The sequence below is a fragment of the Spartobacteria bacterium UBA695 genome (genome assembly GCA_002298145.1).
In the GTDB taxonomy this organism is placed as follows: domain Bacteria; phylum Verrucomicrobiota; class Verrucomicrobiia; order Chthoniobacterales; family Chthoniobacteraceae; genus UBA695.
In genome coordinates, this window is the sequence record DBMP01000029.1 from 24,737 (window position 1) to 44,406 (window position 19,670).

19 protein-coding genes and 1 pseudogene are annotated in these 19,670 nt (G+C 61.0%); 13 read left to right on the forward strand and 7 right to left on the reverse strand.

Going from position 1 to position 19,670, the window contains the following annotated elements; genetic code table 11:
* Window positions 1-5 precede the first annotated feature (5 nt).
* Window positions 6-485 carry a hypothetical protein gene (locus B2828_RS16305; RefSeq protein WP_479634836.1) on the forward strand — a complete coding sequence of 160 codons (480 nt, stop codon included), beginning with the start codon at window positions 6-8 and terminating at the stop codon, window positions 483-485.
* Between the two features lie 235 nt (window positions 486-720).
* A complete protein-coding gene (locus B2828_RS16310; protein WP_479634837.1) occupies window positions 721-1,230 on the forward strand; it encodes a hypothetical protein in 510 nt (169 codons plus the stop codon).
* A 5-nt stretch (window positions 1,231-1,235) separates the two neighbouring features.
* Here the strand turns inward: B2828_RS16310 and B2828_RS16315 are convergent, their stop codons facing one another.
* Together B2828_RS16315 and tal are read right to left on the reverse strand one after the other, a co-directional pair.
* Window positions 1,236-1,781: a L,D-transpeptidase gene (locus B2828_RS16315; protein WP_479634838.1), complete on the reverse strand. Its 546-nt coding sequence runs from the start codon at window positions 1,779-1,781 to the stop codon at window positions 1,236-1,238.
* A gap of 162 nt (window positions 1,782-1,943) precedes the next feature.
* Window positions 1,944-2,918 (reverse strand): transaldolase, encoded by a 975-nt coding sequence (gene tal / locus B2828_RS16320; RefSeq protein ID WP_479634839.1) that lies wholly within the window; start codon window positions 2,916-2,918, stop codon window positions 1,944-1,946.
* A 96-nt stretch (window positions 2,919-3,014) separates the two neighbouring features.
* Here tal and B2828_RS16325 point away from each other — a divergent pair, with 96 nt between their 5' ends.
* Both B2828_RS16325 and B2828_RS16330 read left to right on the forward strand, forming a co-directional pair.
* The gene (locus tag B2828_RS16325) at window positions 3,015-3,776 is read left to right on the forward strand and encodes a glycosyltransferase (RefSeq protein WP_479634840.1); all 762 of its coding nucleotides are present in this window, start codon (window positions 3,015-3,017) and stop codon (window positions 3,774-3,776) included.
* Window positions 3,777-3,811: 35 nt separating this feature from the next.
* A complete protein-coding gene (locus B2828_RS16330; RefSeq protein ID WP_479634841.1) occupies window positions 3,812-5,332 on the forward strand; it encodes a hypothetical protein in 1,521 nt (506 codons plus the stop codon).
* Here B2828_RS16330 and B2828_RS16335 read toward each other — a convergent pair.
* Window positions 5,307-6,077: a WecB/TagA/CpsF family glycosyltransferase gene (locus B2828_RS16335; protein WP_479634842.1), complete on the reverse strand. Its 771-nt coding sequence runs from the start codon at window positions 6,075-6,077 to the stop codon at window positions 5,307-5,309. The genes B2828_RS16330 and B2828_RS16335 overlap by 26 nt on opposite strands.
* A 150-nt stretch (window positions 6,078-6,227) precedes the next feature.
* On the opposite strand from B2828_RS16335, the gene B2828_RS16340 reads away from it, so the two are divergent.
* Window positions 6,228-7,169 (forward strand): exosortase/archaeosortase family protein, encoded by a 942-nt coding sequence (locus B2828_RS16340; RefSeq protein ID WP_479634843.1) that lies wholly within the window; start codon window positions 6,228-6,230, stop codon window positions 7,167-7,169.
* Window positions 7,166-7,894 (forward strand): exosortase C-terminal domain/associated protein EpsI, encoded by a 729-nt coding sequence (locus B2828_RS16345; RefSeq protein WP_479634844.1) that lies wholly within the window; start codon window positions 7,166-7,168, stop codon window positions 7,892-7,894. Before B2828_RS16340 ends, B2828_RS16345 begins: the two co-directional genes overlap by 4 nt.
* An 888-nt stretch (window positions 7,895-8,782) precedes the next feature.
* Here the strand turns inward: B2828_RS16345 and melA are convergent.
* Window positions 8,783-10,123: pseudogene (melA, locus tag B2828_RS16350) on the reverse strand (alpha-galactosidase); the annotation flags it as partial.
* 85 nt (window positions 10,124-10,208) lie between these two features.
* Here melA and B2828_RS16355 point away from each other — a divergent pair.
* The 3 genes from B2828_RS16355 to B2828_RS16365 are packed head-to-tail and all read left to right on the forward strand — an operon-like array spanning window position 10,209 to window position 12,027.
* On the forward strand, window positions 10,209-10,976 hold the full coding sequence (locus tag B2828_RS16355; protein WP_479634845.1) for a helix-turn-helix domain-containing protein: 768 nt from the start codon (window positions 10,209-10,211) through the stop codon (window positions 10,974-10,976).
* A 55-nt stretch (window positions 10,977-11,031) separates the two neighbouring features.
* On the forward strand, window positions 11,032-11,379 hold the full coding sequence (folB, locus tag B2828_RS16360; protein WP_479634846.1) for a dihydroneopterin aldolase: 348 nt from the start codon (window positions 11,032-11,034) through the stop codon (window positions 11,377-11,379).
* 54 nt (window positions 11,380-11,433) lie between these two features.
* Window positions 11,434-12,027 (forward strand): MarC family protein, encoded by a 594-nt coding sequence (locus B2828_RS16365; RefSeq protein WP_479634847.1) that lies wholly within the window; start codon window positions 11,434-11,436, stop codon window positions 12,025-12,027.
* A gap of 98 nt (window positions 12,028-12,125) precedes the next feature.
* Here B2828_RS16365 and trxA read toward each other — a convergent pair whose 3' ends face one another.
* Both trxA and B2828_RS16375 read right to left on the reverse strand, forming a co-directional pair.
* Entirely contained in the window at window positions 12,126-12,458 is a 333-nt protein-coding gene (gene trxA / locus B2828_RS16370) for a thioredoxin (RefSeq protein WP_479634848.1), read from the reverse strand.
* 84 nt (window positions 12,459-12,542) lie between these two features.
* Entirely contained in the window at window positions 12,543-13,481 is a 939-nt protein-coding gene (locus tag B2828_RS16375; protein WP_479634849.1) for a hypothetical protein, read from the reverse strand.
* A gap of 207 nt (window positions 13,482-13,688) precedes the next feature.
* Here B2828_RS16375 and B2828_RS16380 point away from each other — a divergent pair, with 207 nt between their 5' ends.
* From B2828_RS16380 to glf, 3 genes are read left to right on the forward strand one after another with little or no spacing between them, the layout of a single operon-like run.
* Window positions 13,689-14,639: an SDR family NAD(P)-dependent oxidoreductase gene (locus B2828_RS16380; RefSeq protein WP_479634850.1), complete on the forward strand. Its 951-nt coding sequence runs from the start codon at window positions 13,689-13,691 to the stop codon at window positions 14,637-14,639.
* Between the two features lie 8 nt (window positions 14,640-14,647).
* Complete coding sequence (locus tag B2828_RS16385; RefSeq protein WP_479634851.1) at window positions 14,648-15,763, forward strand: M20 family metallopeptidase; 1,116 nt, start codon at window positions 14,648-14,650, stop codon at window positions 15,761-15,763.
* Between the two features lie 35 nt (window positions 15,764-15,798).
* Complete coding sequence (gene glf, locus B2828_RS16390) at window positions 15,799-16,914, forward strand: UDP-galactopyranose mutase (RefSeq protein ID WP_479634852.1); 1,116 nt, start codon at window positions 15,799-15,801, stop codon at window positions 16,912-16,914.
* On the opposite strand, the gene B2828_RS16395 is transcribed toward glf, so the two are convergent.
* Complete coding sequence (locus B2828_RS16395) at window positions 16,911-17,657, reverse strand: class I SAM-dependent methyltransferase (RefSeq protein ID WP_479634853.1); 747 nt, start codon at window positions 17,655-17,657, stop codon at window positions 16,911-16,913. The genes glf and B2828_RS16395 overlap by 4 nt on opposite strands.
* 479 nt (window positions 17,658-18,136) lie before the next feature.
* On the opposite strand from B2828_RS16395, the gene proS reads away from it, so the two are divergent.
* On the forward strand, window positions 18,137-19,663 hold the full coding sequence (proS, locus tag B2828_RS16400) for a proline--tRNA ligase (RefSeq protein WP_479634854.1): 1,527 nt from the start codon (window positions 18,137-18,139) through the stop codon (window positions 19,661-19,663).
* The last annotated feature ends 7 nt before the right edge of the window (window positions 19,664-19,670 follow it).

Below are 19,670 nucleotides of genomic sequence, written 5' to 3' on the forward strand. Positions count from 1 at the left end.
AACGCATGAAGCGCTTGATTCGGACTTTCTTCCGCTTGCTGGGAGGCCTCGTGGCCATCCTCATCGTCGTTTCGGCGATTTTCTACGGCTACCGCCCCAAGCTGGAGCGCGTCCCGGTGCCTCCGCCGAAGCCAATCTCCGGCGCGGCGATGTTTTATGAAGAGGCTTTCGCCGCAATGCCGGAGCTGAGTGGCGAGGAGATGAAGCTTTTCGACCAAAGCAAACCGTTGGATGAAGACGTCGCGCAAAGCCTGATCCAAAAGTGGGAGACCCCGCTTGGGCTGCTGGCAAAGGGAGCCGCCATGGGGTCGTGCGAGTGGGAGGGGATCCCCTTTTCAGGAGCGACCAATCCCTCTCGCGAACGTCGCCACGGTGCGCGCCCGACTGCATTTGCTCAAAGGCGAAAATCCCCAAGCCGTAGACGACCTCCTCATGGTGCTCCGATTCTCCCGCCACCTGGGAGACCGCGCGACAGGGATTGCTAATGCGGAAGCACTTTCCTGCAACACCGTTGCCATACACACGGCCGCGTTTCATTTAAACGCCTTGGACCGGGAATCGCTTCAGATGCTCTCCAAGGGGATCAACTCACTGCCCCCGCTTCCGTCGCTTTGGGAAGGCGAGGATCGGGAATTCCGCTTCCTACACGCGTTTTCGCACAACACTTACAGCGATGAGTTGGAATCCCCCTCCCCAAAACCCGACCGATCCCAAAAAGATGTGCTGAGTTCCTGTCATCGGTTCGTCGCCTCATGGGTCAGATTTTCCCCGCTGGTTTGTTATCTGAAAATCCGGGCCTTTGACCGGCACAGCATGGAACTCTTTGAGCTAATGAAACTCCCGTTTGCCCAACGCCAACCGCAAATCGCTGCGTTTTGCAAACGCGTGAAAGACCCCTACACTCGCAATAAGCTGGTTGCTGCCTTGTGGCTAAACCCGTTTACGGACATTCTGAGCGCCGCGGAAACCGCCCAGCTTAACGACGCCCGCTACCAGACGCTATGGGCCGTTTTCAAGACCGCTCTGCAAGCGCAACTGGACGACCCGGAAACCGTGCGCGCAAAGATCGCGGGGTTCTGCGATCCCATCAACGGCTCCCCACTTCGAATGGAGGACCAGCCAGGAGAGGTCCGTATTATTTTTAAAAAGCAGGGAGACAAACCCGCTTGGGAGCTGAGAATCGGCATCGCGCTCCAGCGGGAACCGTATTGGCAGCTTAAGCAACGCTAAATTTTCTACAGCCCAGCGTAGCTCCTCGGCAGTGAGCCCGGGGTGATCTCCACGTGCGTTCCGACGTCCACCCGGCTGTAGAGCTCGGCTACGTCGCGCGAGCGCATCCGCACGCAGCCGTAGCTGGCGGGCCGCCCGATCTGCCGCTCGACCGGCGTCCCGTGGATGTAGATGCCGCGAGCAAAGGCGTTGCGCGTGGAGGATTCCAGACCCCGCAGCCAGATGATCCGCGTGACGATCGGGTCGCGCCCGGGAGCATTGGGCCGCAGGATTTCGCCCGTCGGGCGGCGGTCGTGGAAGACGCTCCCCAGAGGCCGTCCGTCGCCGATTTTCCGCGCCACTTCCATCGCCCCCACGGGGGTGGCATAGCTGCCGAAGCGGTCGCCGATGCCGTAGCGGGAGGTGGAGACGGGGTACTGCGCGACCTGCACGCCGTTCTCGAATAGGGCCAGCTTTTGGTCGCGCACGCTAATCAGGATGGCTGCCGCGTCGTCCGAGGCCATGGCGGAAACCCCGAAAAGGGTGATCAGGGAAAGGAGGAACAACTTCATAAGGGAAAGAAACAGCAAGCCTTGTACCGCGCCTTTCCCCGCCGGGCCATCGGGCCGGAAGTATTTTATTTATCCGCTCCGGGGCATGAAAAAGGCGGAAGAGATCCCCTCTCCCGCCCAAATTTTTTGCGCTTTTCGCGACTTTTTACGGCTTTCGCTTTTTTAAAGCAGCCCGCCGATGAACTTCTCCAGTTTGATAATGTCCACCGCGAATTTGCGGATTCCCTCGGCGGTCTTTTCCGTGGCCATGGCGTCGTCGTTGATCCAGTAGCGGAAGGTCTTTTCGTCGAGCGAGATTTTTTCGATGGCCAGCGAGCGGGCGACTTCGGGGTCGAGCTTGCGGACGAGCGGCTCGCACGAGGTATCCAGCTTGCCGAGCAGATCGGGGCTGATGGTCAGGAGGTCGCAGCCTGCCAGCTCGATGATTTCGCCAGTGTTGCGGAAGCTCGCACCCATGACCTCGGTTCGGTAACCGAATTTTTTGTAGTAATTGTAAATCGTCGTTACCGACTGCACGCCGGGGTCCTCGGCCCCCACGTAGTCGCGCTTGTTGGTGGCCTTAAACCAGTCGTAAATGCGGCCAACGAATGGCGAGATAAGCTGCACGCCAGCCTCGGCGCAGGCGATGGCCTGGGTGAGTGAGAAAAGCAGCGTCAGGTTGCAGTGGATGCCTTCCTTTTCCAGCACTTCGGCGGCGCGGATGCCCTCCCACGTGGAGGCAATCTTGATGAGCACGCGGTCGCGGCTGATGCCGTTCTTTTCGTAAATGGAGATGAGCTGATGGGCCTTGTCGATGGTCCCCGCAGTGTCAAAGGAAAGGCGGGCGTCGGTCTCGGTGGAGACGCGGCCGGGTACGATGGCCAGGATTTCGAGGCCGAAGGCGACCAGCACGTGGTCGATCACATCGTCGATCTGCGCCTTGCCAGAGAGGCCGGTGCAACGGCGGTCGGCGATGACTTTATCGAGGAGGTAACGGTACTCGGGTTTCTGGGTGGCTTGATAAATCAGGCTCGGGTTGGTCGTGGCATCCTGCGGGTGAAACTGCCGCATCGTTTCGAAATCACCTGTATCAGCAACAACGGTTGTGAAAGACTTCAAAAGTTCGAGCTGATTGAGACCTGCTTTGGAATTGCTCATAGAAAATAGCGTAAAATAAGTCTGACATCAAAGCCGCTACGATTGCAAGAGGTTCCATTGACAGACCAACCCGCCTTTTCTAGAAATAGACAGCACATGCAACTTCCAACCTCCCGCCGGGCCCTTTGGCTGGTGATCCCCAGTTTCAATGACAGCGAACGGCTGGCGCGCTTTCTGCCCGAGTTATGCGCGGCGCTGGAATCCTCGGCGCTTGAGGTCGCAATCCAGACGGTGGATGACGGCTCTTCCGAGGAAGACAAAGCGCGGCTCAATGAGTTGGTCTGTTCCATCCAGAAGCGCTATCCCTTTGTACGTGCAGCTCTTTTCCAGGGCACCAACCAAGGCAAGGGAGCGGCGATCATGCGCGGCTGGGCAGCGGCCGACGACGACGCGGATTGGCTCGGCTTTTTGGATGCGGACGGGGCAATCCCGGCTTACGAAGTTCGGCGCGTCACCGATTTACTCTTGCAGGATCGCCATCCGAATTCGGCGCTCTTCGCCTCGCGCATTCAGATGTGCGGGCGGAAAGTGGAGCGAAGCCTCAAGCGCCACTTCACCGGACGGATTTTTGCTTCCATGGTCGGTACGTGGATCGATCCGCATGTTTACGACAGCCAGTGCGGCTTCAAGCTAATCTCGCGGGAGGCGTATCGCAAAATCCAACCGCTGCTGCAAGAGAAGCGCTTCGCCTTCGATGTCGAGCTGCTCGCAGCGCTAAATCACCGTGCCACTGCGGTGGAAGAGGTCCCCGTGGACTGGACCGACATTCCCGGGAGCAAGGTGTCGCTACTGCGCGATTCGCTGCAAATGTTCGGCTCCGTTCGGACGATCCACTCGCGGATGAAAGAATGGCATTGATTATCTCCTGCTTTTGCGTGGATAAATGAGGAAGAATGGAAACTGAGATCCCCGTCACCAACCACGCAGAAGGAGAGAGGAAAGCCGCGATTCTTCAACTGATTCTGGGGCTTCTCTGCCTCTCGCTGCTCTTCGGCGCAGTGGCTACAAGCAGCGACAGTTTGTGGATTGACGAAGGTTTTTCAGCGTTTTTTGCCAATCAGCCAGACTTTGCCGGGTATGTCTCGGCCATGAAGCACGAACTTGGCTCCGACGCCCAGACGCCCTTTTACACTTTCTATTTATGGGCTTGGCGACATGGGTTTGGGGCATCGGAACACAGCCTGAGGCTGGCCAACCTACCCTGGGTTTTATTGGGCCAAGGCGCCCTTCTTGTGGCCATGGGGCGTGCCGGAATGCAGCGGCGGAAATTGGTTTTGTACATTACCGCAGCCGCCCTTTCTCCTTTCCTGGCATTCTACCTCAACCAAGCCCGCTGTTATGTGATGCAATATGGCACGGCATGCATGGTGTTGGCTTACCTCATCGAGATATCCGCCTCAGCCCGGCAGGCATTTGAGCCACGGACCCTCTTCATAGGCCTTGCGGGCGTTGTTCTCCTTTGTGGAACCAGTCTCCTCGGAGTCCCCTGGGCGGGGGCGGCAGTGCTGGCAGCAGTTTGGATTCTGTGGAAAAACCGTGGAAACATTCCCAGACCATCCCCGGCAGCTTGGTCGGGGCTGGCGGTTTTTGTCATCATCCTCGGTTTATTGGGGACCTATTATCTAGGCACCCTTCTGCGCGGGGCCAGGGCAACAGGTGGAGAGACGAACCTGGGCTCAATCCTATACTGCGCCTATGAAATACTGGGACTCGCAGGCCTCGGCCCCAACCGAAACGAACTAAGGCAATTGGGCGTGCACGCAGTGGGCACCCTGGGCCCGGGGCTGCTCCTCGCGGCAGCCGTAGTCTCTGGCACTTTGATCTGGGGTGGAATCATCCGGTTTCGTCGAGGACTCCCGCTATCCATTCCCGTGAAAGCGTTGGGGTTTGCTCTGCTGCCTTTAGTATTTGTATTCGGGGAGGGAGCCGCTGTGCACTTTCGCGTCCTCGGGCGGCATATCATCGCCGGATTTCCTTTGATTCTTTGGCTGATTACTCTGGCCCTGGAGGAGCTTTTCAAGACCCGCCGCAAGATATTGCCTGTTTTGTTCTTAGCCGTATGGGCAACCTCGGCGGGATTGTTGCGTTTCTCTGAGCGTCACCAACGCGAAGACTATCGCGGCGCAGCCCTAACCGCTTTAGCCAATGTCAACGAAGGCAAAACCGTCTGGTGGGTAGCTGACCGATTGACGGGGGAATACTATGGCCTCGACTTCAGCCTGGATAAAGGAGCAAGAAACTTAAGAAACCTTGATCCTCAAACCGCAGCAGCTTTACCCGCACCGCACCGGATTTTTCTCTCTAAACCAGAAATCTACGACGCGACGGGCGCTCTCAGGGGCTATATGGAGACCAACGGTTATACTCCCGTCCAGACCTTCACGGCCTTCACGGTTTTTGAGAAGCGCCCGTAAGGCTCTCCAGGAACAGGTACCAGAGAAAAAGGGTGTTGTAGACCACGTAGCGCTTCCAGAGGCGGCGGGGCTCGACGGCCAGGCGGTAGAGCCACTCCAGGCCACGCTTTTGCATCCACGCGGGGGCCTGGCTCACCTTTCCAGCATGGAACGCAAAGGCCGCGCCGATGGCAAAGTAGACGCCCTTGGGCAGCTCGGCCTTGTGATCGGCAATCCAGCGTTCCTGCTTCGGGCACCCTAAGCCGATCCAGATCACCCGGGCCCCGGAAGCGGCGATTTTTTCGATGATCCGCGCATTCTCCTCCGCGCTCCAGACGCCGAATGGGGGCGCATAGGTTCCCGCGACCTCCAAAGCCGGAAAGCGTTCCCCAAGCCGCTCAACCAGGGACTGTAGGAGCGCTTCGCTGCCGCCCAGGAAGAAATGGCGCAGGCCAGGCCGGGCCAGGACGTGGAGCATCAGCGTCGGGCCGTACACCCGGTCGAGCATTCCCGCTCCCCGGCGGTTCATGGCCCAGATGAGCGGCATTCCATCGGGAACGATCAAATCAAACCGGGAAAGCGTGGCGGCAAAGGCGGGATCGTGCCGGGCCATGGCAACCATGTGGGTATTGGCGGCAGCCACTGCGCGCACGCCCGGCTCCCGTGCCCAAACCTGCGTAAGTGACGCAGCCCGTTCATAATCCGTCACGGCCAGGGGCGTCCCCAGCAGGCGGCGGGTTTCGACGGTTAAATTCGATGTTTGCATGGCGGAAGCTTGTCGGGTATTAGTCCCGGGTCCATGGCCGAGACTCCACATCCCCAATCAAACGGGAATTCCGGCGCGCCGCGAGAAGAAAATTCCGCTGCGCCGCGGAAAGCGCCCCCGTCGATACTCGACGACGCCCTGGCTTTTGCCATGAGCCTCCTGAAAGAACTGGCCGCTTTAGGGGCTTGGCTATGGCGCAACCCGGCTCCCGCCCTGGCGCTCGCGGGGATCGCCGCCGTGCTCGCTTATTTCTACGGTCTGGTGCATCCGTTCATGTACGGGGTGGAATCCACAGCGGTATGGGCCTGGAAGGCCTGGAACCCGGAGGGCGACCAGAGCTATGGAATGCTGGTGCCGATCATCGCGATCTGGCTTTTCTATTTTCACCGCGAGGCGCTTAAGAAAGCGGAGCCAGGCGGGTTCGGTCTGGGAATCGTTTCGGTCTGCGCGGGCATCTTGCTCTACGTTCTCGCCATTCGCAGCCTCAACCCCCGCATGGCCATGGCCAGCATCCCGCTCGTGCTTTACGGCGGCGTTCGGTTCGCCTGGGGGCGCGCGGCGGCTCGGGTGGTGCTCTTCCCCTGCATGTTCCTGTTCTTCGCGATCCCCGTATCAGCCCTGGAGCAGGCGACCAACAATCTGCAATTCATCATCACCGGAGCGGTGGGCAAGCTGACCCACCTGGTTGGCATTTCCATCCTGGCCGTGGGCACCACGCTGACGGCTAATGACGGCTCGTTCAATTTCGAAATCGCCGAGGGCTGCAGCGGCATCCGCTCCCTCACGGCCATGACGATGCTCACCGCCGTTTACGTCCACCTCACCCAAGACCGGCTTTGGAAGAAGCTCCTCATCTTCAGCTGCTCGCTCGGCTTCGCCATTGTCGGCAATATCGGGCGCATTTTCTCCATCGTACTGCTGGCCCGTTACTACGATCCGAAAGTGGCCGCAGGGGTCTACCACGAGTATTCCGGGTTCCTCTTTTTCCCCATCGCCATTATGGCAATGCTCTTCTTTAGCCAAGTCGTCAACTACGGCGTGAGCAAAAGCCGCCTCTCCCGCACTCCTTCACCCCTGCCCCAAACCCGATGACCGCTTCGCTATCCCGTCGTCTCCTGACGCTCCTGGTGGTTCTGTCCGCCGGGCTGGGGCTCATTTACGCACTTCCCTCGGCCCCCAAACCACCTGCCCCTGGAGTCGCGACCGTGCTGCCGGACTTCGTGGACGAATGGTATGGCCAAGACGCCGCGGTGACGGAAAAGGAACGCCAGGTCCTCGGGGCGGAAACAACCTTTGCCCGCAAGCAGTACACCAACGGCCGGGGGGCCTCAATCTTTGTATCGATCGTCTTCTCCGGCGAGGACATGAGCGCGAGCATTCACCGCCCGGAGCGCTGCCTCCCTGCCCAGGGCTTTACGCTGGTCGACTCCCGCACCGAAAAGCTCCCCCTGTCCCTGGACCCCACTCACCCGCTGACGGTCACCCGGCTGCATACCTTGCGCCCGATTTACGACGCCCAGGGCCGCCCCGTCACCTACAGCGACGGGCGTCCGTTTAAGGATTTCAGCCTGGTCTACTACTGGTTTATCGGCTCAAAGGAAACCACGGCGAGCCACACAGAGCGCTACCTGCTGGACACCCGGGACCGCATTTGGATGGGCACCAACCAGCGCTGGGCCTATGTCTCCGTGATGAGCCGGATCACCGCGAACGTGGATAAATTCGGCCTCGACGAACCGCAGACCGATGAGCTTGTCCAGACCTTCATCCGCAAGCTGACCCCGCTCATTCAGGCCAAGAGCGTCGTGATCCGATAGAAAAAAAAAGCGTTTGCGGAATCGAGATCCCGCAAACGCCGCGTTTTTTTCCCAGCTTAAGCTCTTAGGTATCCGGTATTACTCCGGAACTACGAGGAGAAAATGCGAGGCATCGCTCCCCGCGTTGGCCGATCCCTGCCAGGCCGTGCGGATCTTGCCGTGGGCGGTTCCCAGGGCGTTGACGTGGAATACCAGCTCGAAAAGGAACGGAGTGCCCGGCCGGATGCCCACGACTTCAAACGGGATGCCCGCCGCAACCGTGTAGTTGCCCACGGCGCGCCGGATCGCCACCGTGCCCTTTTTCAGCGGCTGGCCATTGAGGAGCATCGACGGGTTCGCTGCGTCCGGGGTGATGACCAGCAGCGGCGAGCGGGTATCGGAAAACGCGTCCTTGAGGCCGATTTCCAACGCGCTGCCTTCCCACCAGGCCCCCTCGACTACCTTGGCGTCGGTGTCGTCGATCTCCACTTCCAACCGGAGCTCGGCCTCTTCGATCCACGCGCGGCCCTTGGCCACGGGGTTGCCGGACCATTGGGCGTCAATGTCGATGCCCTTCTCGCGGCCCAGGCCGATGCAGACCTGCTTGCGCTGCGGAATGACGAGATCGCGCTCCACGGTTTGCATCGATTCGGAGATGATCGAGAGCACCACCTCTCCTTCGAAGCTTGCCTCGCGCTCCACGGAGAACGGCACGGAGGCCGTCTCGCCAGCGGCAATATTCAGTAGGATCGGCTCGGAAATCTTGAGCGAAGCTCCCTTCGCCTCCAGCCGCACCTCGCCCTGGAAGTCGCGGGCGGTTTCGTTCTTCGCCACAAGCCGGAAGGCCGCCTCGGTCGCGCCGCCGAGGAATGGGATGCTCTCGGGCTCGATGCCAAGGAAGACGCGGGCAACGGCCTCCAGAGGCTTGCCGGTATTGCGCGCCACGGGCTGGAATTCCCCGAGGAAGCCGTCGCGCTGATGGGTCTCGATCAGCTCGTCGCACATCGACCAGATCTGGTCGAGGGTGAGCGTGGCGGCGGTGTTCGGGTCGGCCATGACGGCTTGGTAAATGTAATCCCGGCGGCCGGTCACTGCGGCCTCGACGGTCAGCTCCTGCACGTTGACGTTGGTGCGGATGATGGAGGCGAGCTGCGGCGGGAGATCGCCGATGTGGGTCGGCTGGATGCCCTGTTTATCGACCAGGCACGGGACCTCCACCGAGCAGCCATGAGGCAGATTGTCGATGAGCCCCGCGTTGGGGACGTTGCCGTAGACCACGCGCGCCTGGCCGCTCACGATGGACTCGATGATGGAGGAGCCGTACTCGACGCTGCGGTGGATCTCGACCGGCTTTGCTTCATCCAGGAGGTCCTTTTCCATGTCGCCCCACTTGGCGATCTGCACTTCGCAGCGGCGGATGTATTCGTTGATCGGAATGCCGAATTTCTCGATAATTTCCTGCCCGTGATGGATGAAGTACGGGTTGTACTCGCTCTGGTGTTCGCTCGATTCGGTGACGAAGTAGCCCAGCCGCCGCATCATTTCGAAACGGACGCGGTCGCAGGCAAATACGTTCGGTTCCTCAAGTGCTTTGAACAGGAGCGGGTAGGCGTCCTTGCCACGGTATTCGAACTTGAGGAAGAAGGCCATGTGGTTGATGCCTGCGACGAGGTAGCTGATGTCCTTGGGGTCGAGGCCGCAGTAGGAGGCGATCTGCTGCGAGGTCCCCTGGACGCTGTGGCAGAGGCCGACCGAGGCGATGCCGGTAAGGCGGTCGACACCCCACATGTTCATGGGCATCGGGTTGGTGTAGTTGAGCAGCAGCGGGTTGGGCGCGCCGACTTCCTGGACGGTGCGGGCCACCTTGGCCAGCGCGGGAATGGAGCGCAGGGCGCGGAAGACGCCGCCCACGCCGAGGGTGTCGGCGATGGTCTGCTTGAGGCCGTATTTGGCGGGAATTTCAAAATCGGCGACGGTGGAAGGTTTGTAACCGCCGACCTGGACGGTGGTGATGACGAACTTCGCGCCCTGACAGGCGGTCCGAAGGTCGAGCGTGGACTCGATACGCGCCTTGACCCCGAGCTGCGCGACGACGCGGCGGGCCAGGTTTTCGATGGTGGCCAGGCGCTCCGGATCAATGTCCATGAGGCAGATGGTGCTGTCGGAAAGGGAGGGATACTGGAGGATGTCGCAGATGAGGTTTTTTGCGAACACGACGCTACCGGCGCCGACGAGGGTGATTTTGTTCATGAGGAATGGATTACACGATTCTCTCTAAATTCCAAAGAATCAAGGCGTGATTTAATAGGTCGTTTTGTGATATTTTAACAGGACCATGCTTTCGCCTCAAAATCATATTCTGATTTCCACCCCCTATGGCTGTGCCCTGGAAACCACCCAGACGCCCCGCTATTACTGGGATAATGCCCAGCGCGGAAAAGACCAATTTGTGATTGTCCAATGGACGCTCGAAGGCGAGGGCATGTTCGAGCAGGAAGGCGTGGAGCACCCGGTGCCGCCGGGAAACGCTCTAATTGTGATCTCACCTGAGCCTACTAAATATTATTACCCCAAACAGGGCCGGGAACCATGGCGCTACCGGTGGCTGAATTTCTACGGGCCGCTGGCGATTTTGCTATTCCGGGAACTCCGCGAGGCATTCGGCCCGGTGCTTCCCCTGCCGGATGCATCGGCGGCAGGCATGATGGCGCAAAAGCTGGCCGAGGTCGCGCGGGCGCGTCTGCCGGTGGACCCGTATGAATCGAGCGCGGCGGCGTATGGGTTCATTATGGAATGGACGCGGCAGTTGAGCCGCCCGGCGATGGAGGCGGCCGACCCGGTACAGGTGGCCCTGGCGCTTTGCGCGGCACGGTTCCGCGAGCCGCTCGGGGTGAAGGAGCTGGCGGCGCAAACGGGGCTGAGCCGGGAGCATTTTACCCGGGTGTTCACGGAGGCGACCGGGAAATCTCCAGCCCGGCATTTGCGCGATCTGCGGGTGGCGGCGGCCCAGCAGATGATGCGGCGACCGGCGGTGCCGCTCAAGGAGGTGGCGCTGCGCTGCGGCTTCCCCTCGGTGCGCTCGCTGCGCCAGGCGCTGGGGTAGCTGCGCTCCGGGGCATGTCTTGTCTTCAGTTTTATTCCCGGCTAGGCTTGGCCCCATGCCTGATTTGATCCACATTGAAGCCCTGGAGGTGCGTTCTCATATTGGTGTTCCCGATGAGGAGCGCGCGGAACCGCAGCGGCTGACCGTGACGCTCACGCTGGAGGCGCGTACGGACTTTCGCACACTGGGCGACCGCTTCGAGGAGACGATCGACTACGCGGCGGTTTGCGACGTGGTGCAGGCTATCGCTCTGGAGCGTCCCCGCAAGCTGGTGGAGACGCTGGCCGAGGAGATTGCGGCGGGGCTGCTGCACCGTTTCCCGATCCGCCAGCTGACCGTGGAGGTGCGCAAGTTCATCTTACCGCAGACCGATTACGTGGCCGTGCGCATCGAGCGGCCTTAGGAGCTTAAGCACGCGCCGGCTGGATACCGGGGCCGAAATGTGCGATAGAATTAGGTGAGCTTTCTTTCGACTACTATTTTGCTGTTCCTGGTCATCGACCCGATCGGCAATATCCCCATCTTTCTGGCCGCGCTGCGTGGCGTACCTGAGAACCGTGTGACCCGCGTGGTTTTGCGCGAATGCGGCATTGGCTTCCTGGCGCTGGTGCTCTTCATGCTCTGCGGGCAGTTCTTTTTGCAAACGCTGCACCTGTCGGAAACGTCGCTGGGCATCGCCGGGGGGATTATTCTCTTCCTGATCGCGCTGCGGATGATTTTCCCGACCTCGGAGCCGATGTTCGGGACCGCGACTGGCAGCGAACCGCTTCTCTTTCCGCTGGCCATCCCGACCATCGCGGGGCCTTCCGCGCTGGCTACGGTGCTGCTCCTCTCTTCGCACAATCCGGACGACTTCTGGATGATCTTCAGCGCGGTGGCGGTGGCCATGGGGGCTTCGACGGTGATTCTGGCCGCCTCGGGGCAAATCGCCAAGGTGGTGGGCCGCCGGGTGCTGACGGCCGTGGAACGCTTGATGGGCTTGATCCTGACCGCCGTGGCGGTGGAAATGTTCCTGCAAGGCCTGCGCACGTTCGTGGTCTCACTGCGCTAGAAAAACAACTGCCCAACCCGGATTTCCCAGGTTGGGCAGTTTGAAAAATGGAACTTTGCCGTCCGACCTTGGATCGGCCGGAGTTGGCGTTCTGGCGCTTAGGCCAGAGCTTCGAGCTTGGCCACCAGGTCGCCCTTGGTGACGGCGCCGCCGACGATCTGCTCCTTCACGTCTCCGTTCTTGAAGATGAGGAGGGTCGGGATGGCGCGGATGCCGAAACGGGCCGAGATGGCCTGGTTTTCATCCACATCCACTTTGCAGATTTTAAAGGTGCCGCTTTTCTCCGCCGCGATTTCGTCGATGATCGGGGCAATCATTTTGCACGGTCCGCACCAAGTGGCCCAAAAATCCACCAGCACGGGGGTGGCGGCGTTGAGAACTTCTTGATCGAAATTAGCGTCGGTCAGGTTGTGAACGTTGGGATGAGACATGAGTAAACGATGGGCGAAAGGACGCTGGTTGACAACGCCCTTTGCTGGTTTTTTTACGGTTATGGAAAGAGCCTAAAGGAGAGCCTAGAGGAACGCCATGACACAGGCGAACGCGGCGGCGATAAAGGCGGCGATGCTGAAGGGAAGCATAAGGGGATCGTCTTCGGAGGGTTGCTCGGTGGTGGAGGTCTGGACGTCCGCCGTCTTGATGGACGGGGCGGGCATCGAGGAAAGCGGTGCCGTCTGGTTGAGCTTGACGGTTGCCTTGGGCATCGTCTTGGGGCTCGGCGGAACCGGGATCCGGGTGGTTTCTTTCTTCGGCGTCACCGGCTTGACCGGAGCGGGCACGGCGGCGGCCGGAGCTACGTGGGCCTTCGGCAGGACGGGCGCGGCGGGTGGCACGGGGGCCGAGGGCGGCACAGGAGAGCTCGGCGCTACCGGGGGGTGAATTCCCAGGCCCGTGGGGGCTTTCGGCAGAACGGGAGGCGCGCCAACCGGAGGCGGCGGCAGCGGGGAGCCCACCTTGGGCAGCACCGGGGCGGTGGGAAGCTTCGGAGGAAGAGGGAGTTTGCCAGCGGGCGGCACCGGGAGGCTTCCCGGAGGCTTGGGCAGAGTGGACGCACCAGGGGCGCTGGGCGCACTGGGGGCGCTCGGCGCGACGGGCGGCGGAACGACCGGGAGCTTCGGGATGCCGGGGGCAACCGGCGGGACCGGCGGCTTCGGCGCGGCGCTCACGGGGAGCCGGATCGGCATCGTCGTGCGGGCGTCTTCGTCAACGGTCGGCTGCCCCGGGGGCAGGTTGATGCGAATGGTATCGCGCTTGGGACCGGGCTGCGACGGGAGGCTGATGCGGATGGTCTCCTTCTTGCCTTCGCCGATACGGACGGTCTCTTTCTTAATAATGTCGGTCTCCTTTTTCAGGATGCCGGACGAAGACTGAGGAATGGTGATGCGAATGGTCTCCTTTTTGCCTTCGGGGGAAGGCGCGGGGATACCCGGCTTGGGCGGCAACGTGATTCTCACAGTCGCCTTTTTCTGAATGGTAGGATCTGTTGGACGGGGGGGCTCGGATGCCATAGGACAGTCTAGAACGTATGGCACCGGGGGCGGAGGGTGTCAATCTTTGCTTCAAATAAATCAGAGGCGGAAAGGCAAGGCGGAAAAACCTTCCTAGTGCGTGGGCATCTTAGGCCTTGCGCTTTACCAGACGCTTCCCTTAGCTTGCGGCGCATGAACATTTTGGTCACCGGCGGAGCCGGTTTCATCGGTTCGAATCTCGTTGACCGGCTCCTTGTGGAGGGACATGACGTCGCGGTCATTGACGAGTTCAACGACTACTACGATCCGGCAATTAAGCGGGCAAACCTCGCCGCAGCCGCCGACCGCATCGTGATCCACGAGGTGGATATCCGCGATGCCAAGGCACTGAGCCATATCGTAGGACTGGGCCAATTTGACGCGATCATTCACCTGGCCGCGCGCGCCGGGGTGCGCCCGTCGATCAAGCATCCCAAGCTCTATATTGATGCCAACGTCACCGGGACCTTCAACCTCCTGGAAGCCGCCCGGCAGGCGGGTATCAAGCGCTTTATCAACGCTTCGAGCTCCTCGGTGTACGGCGTGCTGAAAACGGTACCCTTCCGCGAGGATATGTGCCTGAACCAGACGATCAGCCCCTACGCGGCGACGAAGCTGGCAGCCGAGCAACTCTGCTCCAACTACTCTTATCTCTATGGGATGCGTACCACCAGCGTACGCTTTTTCACCGTTTACGGCCCCCGGCAGCGACCCGACCTGGCGATTCATAAGTTCACCAAATTCATCCACGAGGGCCGGGCCATCGACCAATACGGCGACGGCTCCACGCGGCGGGATTACACCTACATCGACGACATCCTCCAGGGCGTGCTCGCGTGCCTCAGCTACGAGGGCCCGCTCTGCGACGTCTTTAACCTGGGCGAAAGCCAGACGACGACGCTCAGCGAGCTGATCGCCGCCATCGAAACAGCGCTGGGCAAAAAAGCGATCATCAACCGCCTGCCGGAACAGCCCGGCGACGTACCCCTAACCTACGCGGACATCTCCAAATCCCGCGATCTCCTCGGCTACTGCCCCACGACGAAAATCTGCGAGGGCATACCGAAATTCGTCGACTGGTACCTCAAGACGTACACAAAATAGGCGGTAGTATGAACCGCTACGCGAACGTCGTCGAACTGCTGCAAGCGCTGGTCCGGATCCCTAGCGTCAACCCGGACGGCAACCCCGGCATCGAACACCCCGGGGAGGCGGCCTGCGCAGAGTTCGTCGCTGATTTTCTGCGCGGCATCGGAGCCCGGGCGGAGATCGAACCGGTGCTCGACGGGCGGCCGAACGTCGTCGCCCTTTTCCCCGGCGGCGAAGGCAAAAAACGCCTCTACTTTGCCCCGCACCTCGACACAGTGACGGTGGCAGGCATGACGATCGACCCGTTCGCTGCGGAAATCCGCGACGGCAAGCTCTGGGGGCGCGGCGCGAGCGATACCAAGGGCCCCATGGCGGCGATTCTCTGGGCGCTCTGGGAACTGCGGGAGCGCATCCCGACGCTCGGCTGGGAAATCGGCTTTCTGGGCCTGATGGGCGAGGAAGCGGGCCAGCATGGCGCGCGGCATTTCGCAGCCCATCACCGGGCCGACTTCGCGGTGATCGGCGAGCCAACAGAGTTGACTGTGGTTTACACCCACAAGGGTTGCAACTGGCTCCATCTCACCACCCGCGGCCACGCCGTCCACGCCTCCCGGCCAGAGCTGGGGGAAAACGCCATCGACCAAATGCTCGACGCGCTGCGGGCGCTGCGCACGGAGGTTTTCCCAAAGTTCGCAGAGATCAACGACCCTGTGCTGGGGCACCCGACGGCCAATATCGGCCTGCTCCAGGGCGGCGCGAAAATCAACATTGTCCCGGACCTCTGCCAGGCGAGCATCGACATTCGCTCGGTACCGCAGCAGGACCGGCCCGGGTTCATTGCGGAAATCGTCGAGGTCTGCAAAAAAGCGGCCCCGGGCATCGAGGCGCGCTGGACCGAGCAGCGCCCGCTCTACACCGATCCCTCGCACCCGGTGGTCGAGGCGCTGGTGCGTGCGGGCGGCCCCCCGGGGGGCGCACCGTGGTTCAGCGATGCCGCGCTGCTGGCAGCCTCGGGCATCCCTGCCGTGGCGGTCGGTCCCGGCTCCATTGCCCAGGCCCACACTAAGGATGAGTGGATCAAGCTGGAGGATCTCCAGCAAGGGGTGGAGTTTTATAAGCGGTTTCTGGCATCACTCTGATGAGCCATTTTTTTCCAAACGTATCGCCACCAATCATGAATAATCAGAAACCCTACGATTGGCTCATTGTCGGAGCCGGATTTGCCGGAGCCGTTCTAGCCGAGCGCCTCGCCGAGGAGGCCCATCGCCGCGTCCTCGTCATTGACCGGCGTAACCACATCGGAGGCAATTCCCACGACGCCGAAGACAACCACGGAGTATTACTCCATAGCTATGGCCCGCATTATTTCCGTACCAACCGACAGGAAGTATTCGACTACCTCAGCCGCTTCACGCAATGGCGTCCCGTGGAATACAAAATCCTCTCATGGACCGACGGGCGCTACTGGCAGTTCCCCATCAATCTGAACACCTTCGAGCAGATCATCGGGCGCCCGAGCAGCAGCGAGGAAATGACCGAGACTCTCGCAAAATGGCGGGTCCCCATCGACAACCCGAAAAACTCCGAGGAGATCATCGTCTCGCAGGTGGGCTGGAAGCTCTACGAAAAGTTCTTTAAAAACTACACCCAAAAACAATGGAAGCGCGCCCCGAAGGACTTGGATGCTTCCGTCTGCGGCCGCATCCCCATTCGCACGAACCGGGATGACCGCTACCTCTCCGAGCGCATCCAGGCCATTCCGGCGGAAGGATATACCCGGCTTTTCGAGAGGCTGCTCAACCATCCGCGCATCACGGTGCGGCTCGGATGCGACTTCAAGGAGATCCGGGACTCCGTGCCCTACCGCCGACTCGCCTACACAGGAATGATCGACGAGTACTACGACTTTTGCTACGGCCCGCTGCCCTACCGTTCGCTACGGTTCGAACGGGAAACCCTGGAGCAGGAATTCTATCAACCGGCGATGCAGGTCAACTACCCCAATGACCATGACTTCACGCGGATTGTTGAAATCAAGCACGCCACCGGCCAGCAACTCCCCGTGACCACCATCGTCCGGGAGTATCCCGCCGACTACGGTCCCGGCGGGGAAGCCTACTACCCGATCCCCACGACGGCCTCCCACAGCCTCTATGAGCAGTACGCCCAGCGCGCCCAAAGCGAAGCCAATGTCAGCTTCATTGGCCGTCTGGCCACGTACCGCTATTACAACATGGATGAAGTGGTCAAGTCCTCCCTGGACGAGTTCCAGCGGCTTAAAACGCTCTAATTTCGGTGCGCCGCCAGCAGTAAAAACGGCGGGCGGCGGCGGTGCCTTTCCAAATCAGGCCGGGCGGCGATCGATTCCGGCGAGGGTTCCGGTTCTTCCAGGCGGTCCAATACAAACCCGGCGGCAACCAAGCCGTTGACGTACGTTTCCACCGTCCGGTGGTACTTAACGACATTATCCACAAACCACTTTGTACGCCGGACGCCCTCGTCCCGATAGCGGTCCACCGGCCAGTGGAGCGGCACACCTTCGCTTGAGCAGCACCACTCCTGCTCCGGCCTCGCCGTACAAATCGGGTGCTCCACGGAAAAAACCAGCCGCCCGCCGGGAGCCAGGAAGCGAAAGATCCGCCCGATAGCAGCCGAATAGTCGCAAACGTAATGGAACGCCAGCGAGGAAACCGCCAAATCGAAGGAACCCGGCGTAGCGTCGAAATCCTCGATGGACGCCTCGACATACTGAATCTCCGGATCAGCCGTCCGCCGCCGCGCCTCCTCCAGCATTCGCCGGGAAACATCCACCGCCGTCACCCGGCCCGCTCCCCGGCTCCGGGCCAGCCGCGCGAAATCGCCAAAGCCGCACCCGAGATCCAAAATGCGTAGCCCAGCCAGGGACGAAGGCAGCATCCGCAGAAGCGCGGGAATCTCTAACGCGGAATTAAGGCCACTCTCCACCCGGCGCAATTCTTTGTAACCGGCGAAAAAATCCGGGTTGTCGTAGACGTTTTGCGGCGTTTCGCTCATGGCTTTGGTTTACGGCGCATCAAGGTTGACGGAAAGCCTGTTTTTCGGGGACGCCGTTCTGTTGCCGCCGCCCATCCACGCCCTCCATGCCGGGGGGGGCATGGAAGACGTGGAGCTGAGGGCCTCGCGATACAAACCGGAAGTTCGTAACAAATCAAAACTAGCAAAACCCCGATGCCGTGAACACGAGGCGATACCTCGCATTTGAGTTTTTTTCCTCGTTCCCAATCTCCAGATTGGGAACGCAATTGGGGGCGAAACTCTGTTTTGCAGCCGTGGGGGAATCAGGAGATTCCCGGACAACTTGCGTCACGAATCTGGAGATTCGTAACGAGGACTTTTTTCTTTCATCAACATCAGGCGACACCGCGTATTCTGTTCCTCCTTGTCTTTTTCCTGAGTTCCTCCAGTTCCTGATAAAACCCTTTTAATATCCCCGGCAACCGGCGTAAGCTGGGTGTTTCCTTTTTTGCCAAACCATGAGTGAACTAAAGACAGCCATCACCCCCCGCCGCGACCAGGACTTTCCCGAATGGTACCAGCAGGTCGTTCGCGCCGCCGACATGGCGGAGGCGTCCGACGTGCGGGGCTGCATGGTGATTAAACCGTGGGGCTACGGCCTCTGGGAGAACATCCAGCACCAGCTCGACGCCAAGTTCAAGGCCACCGGCCACAAGAACGCCTACTTTCCCCTCTTCATCCCGATCAGCTATCTCGAAAAGGAAGCCGCCCATGTGGAGGGCTTCGCCAAGGAGTGCGCCGTGGTCACCCACCACCGCCTGGAAGTCGGCCCCGACGGCAAGATGCGCCCGGCCCCCGGCGCTGAGCTGACCGAGCCGCTCGTGGTCCGCCCGACTTCGGAGACCATTATCGGCGCGACCTACGCCAAGTGGGTCCAGAGCTATCGCGACCTGCCCATCTTGATCAACCAGTGGGCCAATGTCGTCCGCTGGGAAATGCGCCCGCGCGTCTTCCTGCGCACCGCCGAGTTCCTCTGGCAGGAGGGCCACACCGCCCACGAAACCCGCGAAGAGGCGATCGAAGAGACCGAGAAAATGCTCGGGGTCTATGCCGAATTCGCCCGCGAGCACCTGGCCGTGCCGGTTTACTGCGGCGAGAAGAGCGAAAGCGAACGCTTCCCCGGCGCGGAAAAAACGCTCTGTATCGAAGCCATGGTCCAGGACCGCAAGGCGATCCAGGCCGGTACGTCCCACTTCCTGGGGCAGAACTTCGCCAAGGCGAGCGGCATCCAGTTCCAGTCCCGCGAAGGCCGCCAGGAGCACGCCTGGACAACGAGCTGGGGCGTCAGTACGCGCTTGATCGGCACGCTCATCATGGCGCACGCCGACGACGACGGCATGATCCTCCCTCCCCGCGTGGCCCCGACCCAGGTGGTCATCCTCCCCGTCACGCCCAAGCCCGACACGCGCGAAGCGGTGCTCGAAGCAGCGCACAAGCTGGCAGCCGAAATCCGCGCCCAGGCCTTCCACGGCGCGCCGATCACGGTCGAGGTCGATACGCGTGACCTTGGCGGCGGCGTGAAGAGCTGGGAATGGATCAAGAAAGGCGCGCCGGTTCGCATCGAGATCGGCCCGCGCGACCTGGCCCAGGGCACCGTGGCGCTCACTCGCCGCGACAAGGGCCCGAAGGAAAAAGCGTTCGTCCCGGCGGCCGGAGTGGCGGAGCAAATCCCTCAGACGCTCCAGGAGATCCAGGATGCCCTTTACGCCCGCGCGCTCGCCTACCGCGACGAAAACACGAAGCCGATCGACACCCGCGAGGACTTCTACGCCTTCTTCACCCCGAAGAACGCCGAGAAGCCGGAGATCCACGGCGGTTTTGCCAACTCCCACTGGTGCGGCAACCCGAAGTGCGAGGAGACCATCAAGACGGACCTCCGCGTAACGATCCGCTGCATCCCCTTCGACGCGAAGGAAGAAGAGGGCAAGTGCGTCGTCTGCGGAGCCCCGAGCGCCAAACGCGTGCTCTGGGCGAAGTCTTACTAATAAGATT

Excerpts from the sequence above, each read along its gene's own strand:
- B2828_RS16305 (WP_479634836.1), top strand. The coding sequence starts at position 6 with ATGAAGCGCTTGATTCGGACTTTCTTCCGCTTGCTGGGAGGCCTCGTG.
- B2828_RS16315 (WP_479634838.1), bottom strand. The coding sequence starts at position 1,781 with ATGAAGTTGTTCCTCCTTTCCCTGATCACCCTTTTCGGGGTTTCCGCC.
- tal (WP_479634839.1), bottom strand. The coding sequence starts at position 2,918 with ATGAGCAATTCCAAAGCAGGTCTCAATCAGCTCGAACTTTTGAAGTCT.
- B2828_RS16325 (WP_479634840.1), top strand. The coding sequence starts at position 3,015 with ATGCAACTTCCAACCTCCCGCCGGGCCCTTTGGCTGGTGATCCCCAGT.
- B2828_RS16330 (WP_479634841.1), top strand. The coding sequence starts at position 3,812 with ATGGAAACTGAGATCCCCGTCACCAACCACGCAGAAGGAGAGAGGAAA.
- B2828_RS16335 (WP_479634842.1), bottom strand. The coding sequence starts at position 6,077 with ATGCAAACATCGAATTTAACCGTCGAAACCCGCCGCCTGCTGGGGACG.
- B2828_RS16340 (WP_479634843.1), top strand. The coding sequence starts at position 6,228 with ATGAGCCTCCTGAAAGAACTGGCCGCTTTAGGGGCTTGGCTATGGCGC.
- B2828_RS16345 (WP_479634844.1), top strand. The coding sequence starts at position 7,166 with ATGACCGCTTCGCTATCCCGTCGTCTCCTGACGCTCCTGGTGGTTCTG.
- B2828_RS16355 (WP_479634845.1), top strand. The coding sequence starts at position 10,209 with ATGCTTTCGCCTCAAAATCATATTCTGATTTCCACCCCCTATGGCTGT.
- folB (WP_479634846.1), top strand. The coding sequence starts at position 11,032 with ATGCCTGATTTGATCCACATTGAAGCCCTGGAGGTGCGTTCTCATATT.
- trxA (WP_479634848.1), bottom strand. The coding sequence starts at position 12,458 with ATGTCTCATCCCAACGTTCACAACCTGACCGACGCTAATTTCGATCAA.
- B2828_RS16380 (WP_479634850.1), top strand. The coding sequence starts at position 13,689 with ATGAACATTTTGGTCACCGGCGGAGCCGGTTTCATCGGTTCGAATCTC.
- B2828_RS16385 (WP_479634851.1), top strand. The coding sequence starts at position 14,648 with ATGAACCGCTACGCGAACGTCGTCGAACTGCTGCAAGCGCTGGTCCGG.
- glf (WP_479634852.1), top strand. The coding sequence starts at position 15,799 with ATGAATAATCAGAAACCCTACGATTGGCTCATTGTCGGAGCCGGATTT.
- B2828_RS16395 (WP_479634853.1), bottom strand. The coding sequence starts at position 17,657 with ATGAGCGAAACGCCGCAAAACGTCTACGACAACCCGGATTTTTTCGCC.
- proS (WP_479634854.1), top strand. The coding sequence starts at position 18,137 with ATGAGTGAACTAAAGACAGCCATCACCCCCCGCCGCGACCAGGACTTT.